The sequence below is a fragment of the Endozoicomonas sp. SESOKO1 genome (genome assembly GCF_024606265.1).
Classification (GTDB): Bacteria; Pseudomonadota; Gammaproteobacteria; order Pseudomonadales; family Endozoicomonadaceae; genus Endozoicomonas.
The window spans coordinates 1-5,434 of sequence record NZ_JAHHPP010000142.1 but is presented as its reverse complement, the minus strand read 5'-3'; the positions used below and the strand labels follow the sequence as shown (position 1 = coordinate 5,434).

The 5,434-nt window shown below is 46.0% G+C and carries 6 protein-coding genes; 5 read left to right on the top strand and 1 reads right to left on the bottom strand.

Translation table 11 applies throughout. From position 1 onward, the window contains the following. The first annotated feature begins 220 nt into the window (after window positions 1-220). The 5 genes from infC (at window position 221) to KDK13_RS07065 (ending at window position 5,091) form a co-directional block, all read left to right on the top strand. Window positions 221-763: a translation initiation factor IF-3 gene (infC, locus tag KDK13_RS07085; protein ID WP_257284275.1), complete on the top strand. Its 543-nt coding sequence runs from the start codon at window positions 221-223 to the stop codon at window positions 761-763. Between the two features lie 164 nt (window positions 764-927). Next, on the top strand, window positions 928-1,119 hold the full coding sequence (gene rpmI / locus KDK13_RS07080; protein ID WP_257284274.1) for a 50S ribosomal protein L35: 192 nt from the start codon (window positions 928-930) through the stop codon (window positions 1,117-1,119). 35 nt (window positions 1,120-1,154) lie between these two features. Then, window positions 1,155-1,511 carry a 50S ribosomal protein L20 gene (gene rplT, locus KDK13_RS07075; RefSeq protein WP_257263274.1) on the top strand — a complete coding sequence of 119 codons (357 nt, stop codon included), beginning with the start codon at window positions 1,155-1,157 and terminating at the stop codon, window positions 1,509-1,511. 236 nt (window positions 1,512-1,747) lie between these two features. Next, complete coding sequence (locus KDK13_RS07070) at window positions 1,748-2,524, top strand: ferredoxin--NADP reductase (RefSeq protein ID WP_257284273.1); 777 nt, start codon at window positions 1,748-1,750, stop codon at window positions 2,522-2,524. Between the two features lie 47 nt (window positions 2,525-2,571). Then, window positions 2,572-5,091 (top strand): hypothetical protein, encoded by a 2,520-nt coding sequence (locus KDK13_RS07065; protein ID WP_257284272.1) that lies wholly within the window; start codon window positions 2,572-2,574, stop codon window positions 5,089-5,091. A 52-nt stretch (window positions 5,092-5,143) separates the two neighbouring features. Here the strand turns inward: KDK13_RS07065 and KDK13_RS07060 are convergent. After that, window positions 5,144-5,434, bottom strand: a 291-nt coding sequence (locus KDK13_RS07060) for an ankyrin repeat domain-containing protein (RefSeq protein ID WP_257284271.1), incomplete at its 5' end; no start/stop codon positions are given.

The window sequence follows — 5,434 nt, the reverse complement described above, 5'->3', positions numbered from 1 at the left end:
CCGTACCCGCACCGGTGAAGATCTGGGCGTAATGTCCATCGAAGCGTTCCGGGAACGCCTGCAGGCCGATGTCCTCAAGCGTGGTCGTACTGCCTGAGAGGGTAAACCGATCTCTGATTCGCTCCGAGAAAACTGTCCCGGGTTGCCTGATGGTCTGGCAACTCTTTAGTCCAAGAGGCTTCGCGGGACTTACTATGTTGCTTACACAGGAGATACAACCATCAGACGCAACAGCTTCCGTGATCGTCGCCCAGTAAAGGCTCCGATTAATGAAAATATCCGTGCAAAAGAGGTCCGCCTCATTGGGGCCGACGGAGAACAGGTCGGTGTAGTTGATATACAAGATGCGTTAAGCATGGCTGTGGAAGCGGGGCTGGATCTGGTTGAGATCAATGCGACCAGTGAGCCGCCGGTCTGTAAGATCCTGGATTATGGTAAGCACCAGTACGAATCGAAAAAACAGAAGGCTGCGGCCAAGAAAAAGCAGACTTTGATCCAGGTGAAAGAAATCAAGTTTCGCCCGGGTACAGAAGAAGGGGATTATCAGGTAAAACTGCGCAACCTGGTACGTTTCCTTACTGAGGGCAACAAGGCGAAGGTCTCCCTTCGTTTTCGTGGTCGTGAGATGGCTCACCAGGAGCTGGGCATGGAACTGATGAAGCGGGTTGAAAAAGACCTGGAAGAAATCGGAACCGTCGAACAGCATCCGAAAATGGAAGGCCGTCAACTGATCATGGTGATTGCCCCTAAAAAGAAGAAGTAATTAAAAAAACGGCGTTTGGGTTTGGTACTCGTTGAGGGTAGGGAGCCTGGCCGGTTTTTTTAGTGCTTCGTGCCGGTTGATGGCTTCGGCTTTTGGCGGCACTATTTTTAATTGTCCCGACGCTGGTTTCGCAGATCAGTGGTCGCGAATGCGGAGTGTTTTTCATGCCAAAGATGAAAACCAACAGTGGAGCCGCGAAGCGTTTCAAGAAAACCGCTTCCGGTTACAAGCGTAAAGGTGCCTTCAAGAGTCACATCCTGACCAAGATGACCACCAAGCGTAAGCGTCAGCTGCGTGGTACCTCACTGGTATCTCCAGCGGATCATGGTCTCGTTAAGCGTATGCTGCGCGACTAATCGCTTTTTTGATCATTTTACAGGAGAGATAACTTATGGCACGTGTTAAGCGTGGCGTCATTGCACGACGTCGTCACAAGAAAATTCTGAAGCTGGCTAAAGGTTACTACGGTGCACGTTCACGTGTATTCCGCGTAGCCAAGCAGGCAGTTACCAAAGCTGGTCAGTATGCTTACCGCGACCGTCGTCAGCGTAAGCGTCAGTTCCGCGCTCTGTGGATTGCCCGTATCAATGCCGGTGCTCGCATGAATGGCCTGTCTTACAGCCGTTTCATCGCTGGTATGAAGAAAGCGGCTATCGAAATCGACCGTAAGGTTCTGGCTGATCTGGCCGTTCACGACAAGGCGATTTTTGGCCAGCTGGTTGAAAAGGCGAAAGCTGCTCTGGCTTAAGTTTTTATACCGGTTGTTAAAAGGGAGATCTGTTTTTGCAGGTCTCCCTTTTTTTTGCCATTCATTCAGGCCCATTTTCTGTAAGCAGAGAGCGAGTCCAGCATTTTTGTCCAAATTTTGCTACAGTTAGCCCTGGTTTTAAGGTCGCTGATAAAAAGGACCTGGCTCAACCGTCGGATATGGACTCCGAAGTCATCCTGCTAAGGAAGCAAACAACGAAGAAAAAGAAGCAGAGTATGTCAGCATTTAATCAAGAAACCGTATTAACCGTGAAGCATTGGAACGATACCCTGTTCAGCTTCACCACAACCCGTGACTCATCGCTCAGATTTCATAATGGTCATTTTGTCATGCTGGGTCTTGAGGTAGAGGGGAAACCGTTGATGCGGGCATACAGTATTGCCAGTGCCAACTATGAAGAGCACCTTGAGTTCCTCAGTATCAAAGTGCCTGATGGGCCTCTGACTTCCAGGCTTCAGCATTTAAAGCCGGGTGATTCTGTGCTGGTGAGTCGCAAGCCGGTCGGCACCCTGGTGGTGGGTGATTTGAAGCCGGCCCAGAACCTGTTCCTTTTTGCTACCGGCACAGGTCTTGCGCCTTTTATGAGCATTATCAAAGATCCTGAAACCTATGAACGGTTTGAGAAGGTCATTCTTGTCCATGGTGTTCGTTACGTCAGTGAGCTGGCTTATCATGACTACCTTCTGGATGATCTGCCTGACCATGAATACCTGGGGGAGGAAATTCGACAGAAGCTGATTTACTATCCAACCGTTACCCGTGAGCTATTCAGAAATACCGGTCGGCTGACGGATCTGATTACCAGTGGTCAACTGTGTAATGACCTGGACCTTCCACCACTGAACCCACAAACCGATAAGGCCATGATCTGTGGCAGTCAGGCCATGCTTAATGATACCTGTGAGATTCTGGATAACCTCGGCTTCACTGCCTCATCCCATACCGGGGATGTGGCTGATTACGTTATTGAAAGGGCGTTTGTTGAGAAATAACTCATTACAGAACTACACTGGGGGACTCTCCAACAAAGAACCATCATATGGATTACCATATTTTACCGGAATGTTCCTGTGATGCCTCCGGTTCACACGATAGCCTGCTCCCCGGAAAACAGCGCCTGGCCGGGGATGCAACCGTATTCCATCCAAAACGTTCATTAAAACTGAGTGATGAAGCGTGTTGTTTAAGGAAAACAAGCAGCCTGTCCGATGTAAATGAGTTGCAAGAAACGCTTCATTCCCGACGTTGCCAGCGTTTAACCACCAGCCAAATGGCATGTGGACCTCGATTGCCATCATCACAGCATGAAGAAATATTCCCGCCTCCTGTAGATATACCCCGTAAAGAATTAATGGTTTGTGATTCGGTCGCATCAACAGAAAAATCCCAATCAATAAAAGACAATAACCCCTCCCCTGAGAAAGAACTGTGCATCGGAAGTTTGGGAATAATAAATAGTCTCAAGGTCATCATCAGTGGAAAAGGAGTGTGGGAAAAAATCGTACACTCATTTATCAGGTGTTGCTCCGACACGGACCAATGGACAACGGATGAAGAGTGGCTTGATTATCTGAGTAAAAAAATTCAGGCAGTTGATAATAATCCAGCAAAATACTGGAAGCGTTGCCCCAGAGAAATGCGTATTCTCATACAGGAAATAATCTTCGTTACCTTGAAGACAATTCATCGTTACTCAATGGCAGACGAAAAAAATGAGGAACTGGATAGCCTGAACAGAGCCATACAAAGCGTCTTGCAGCAGTATTACCGAAGGTTTGGTGAAGCATTATTCTGGCTGATATTGGAACCTGATACCTACACGAAAAGAACCTGGTTTGATCCATCGCATGGCTACGACATAATATCTTATAACTTTAATGTCATCCCCGTTACCTTGAAGAAACTGCTTGCCCCAAGCGCAGCAGAGCTAGCCTGTCTTCCTGTTTTACGGAAGCTGAAAAATGATATTACCGTTACAGAGGCAGCCCTTGGCTTTGATCCAAAAGTCATACAGGAAATGGCGGAGAAAAGGTATGAGAGAAGAGAGCGGCAACGGCTGTTTAAGCTTTTCACTCATCGCCCACTGGATGCTTACCTCTCGCCGGTAGTCTCTATGGAAGGCTTTACCAACTTCAGCAACACATGTTTTGCTGCGGTGTCCACCTGGCAAATTCTGGTTTCACCCTATATTCATTTACTGTCTGCTACCTCTCATCCACCGACTATTGAGTGCGACCCTGAGAGGGAGCAGGATCATGATGAAAGGTATATATCCCGGACCTCAGGAGAAAAAGTCATCCCTCTGAAAAATCTCTCTCCTGAAGTATGCCTGACATTACTCAAAAAAGAATTGGACATAGATACAAAAACACGGCTTTCAATTGACGCTATCAGAAAGTGCCTGATAACTATGGAAAGGCAGTATCGAAAAAAGCAGCACCCGAAAATGCAAAAAACCTATGAACTGTTTTTAACGTTATGCTCAGTGTGTGCTTCCGATCATATTTTTGTTGGCTTCGAAGGCTTCCATGAAAGGTATATAAAATTTATAAATTCCCAACTTCTAAAGAAACAGGCAGCAGGCACAGGAACTGAAAAAAATACGGTTGTTGAAGGAGTGGGTCAAGAAAATGGGCTACCACTTTTACCCCTTAATCAGTTACCTCAACAGGATTCAGCAGAGTTTCTATCGCCACTGTTAAAATTAGTCATCCCCAGGGAGCAGTTAAATAAATGTGCATTCAGACTGTTAACTGAACGACGGATTATGAGGGGCTCCGATATAGTCATGATAACCGATGATCCACGGCCAACTATGGGGAATATTCCTGGGGTCTCCCCAATAAATGATACTGTTCAATCAGACACTTTGATTTACTCAGTTCCGGTTTCTGTTGAGCAGGCTGGACGGGATGATTTCTCTATTCAAATGATTCTGGATGATGCACTTTCTTTAAAAAACATACCTGCAGGTGAGCACCAGAAAATAACCATTGATAGTAATAATTTCCGCCATGCCATAAACAACTTGCCAACCCCGCTTTCCAGGGCAAAAGAAACGGGAACAGGAGATCATCTATGGGATGTTCTCCAGGAGCGGCAGGTATTATTGGTGGAAGATGCTCCGGAAGTGATCACTATACAGCTGAAAATACTTCCGGAACCTTTTGACCGGGCAAAAGTCGCAGAAAAATTAGCCCGTGATACAGCTCAGGAATTTCAGTTAACCTGTAGAAAAGCCAGTCCTGATGCAATTCTCCCACCGGAAGAAATTATCCAAAGGTACAGGATTGCGACCAAAGTGTTTTATGTAGAGAATAGAGAGGCAGGAACACGTCACTACCGGTGCTTGATAAATGGCAGGGATCGATTGCCAGATCATGATGAACAAGAGGTGATTGATAAAGTCGTTGTGGACGATAGAAGGGTATTCGTTGCACCTTCAAATCAGAAGCACTTACATGAACTCGGTATTCTATGCATGTTTACCGCTGAAAAAGTTACTGCGCCTGCACCTTATATGGAAAAAGTGGATGTTACGGAGGCTGTCCGAGAATAGACTGCCCTGACTCAGGCCAGATTTCAGATTACGATTTTAGAGTCATTGTCATTCACGTTGGGTCGATGACTTGCTTTTTTATTAATAAGTTGATAACCCATTGGCTTCTTTGTTTAATGGCATAAACAAGTGGTGTTTCTCCAAAAATCCTCAATTCATCAATATTGAAATCTTTTCGACCCATCAATGCTTCCAGTAGCGCTTGTTCATTGTATTTGATAAGTGTCATTAGCAGGGATTCTTTCTGGTCAAGGCTGTCAAGTGTTTTTAATCTCATTTTTATGTTTTGTCGAAACTGGTATCGGTCAAAAATTTTTGGGAATTCAGTTTTATTTTCATTTAG

What these genes read in the sequence shown, in the direction of transcription:
- rpmI (WP_257284274.1), top strand. Translation starts at nt 928, where the DNA reads ATGCCAAAGATGAAAACCAACAGTGGAGCCGCGAAGCGTTTCAAGAAA.
- KDK13_RS07070 (WP_257284273.1), top strand. Translation starts at nt 1,748, where the DNA reads ATGTCAGCATTTAATCAAGAAACCGTATTAACCGTGAAGCATTGGAAC.
- KDK13_RS07065 (WP_257284272.1), top strand. Translation starts at nt 2,572, where the DNA reads ATGGATTACCATATTTTACCGGAATGTTCCTGTGATGCCTCCGGTTCA.
- rplT (WP_257263274.1), top strand. Translation starts at nt 1,155, where the DNA reads ATGGCACGTGTTAAGCGTGGCGTCATTGCACGACGTCGTCACAAGAAA.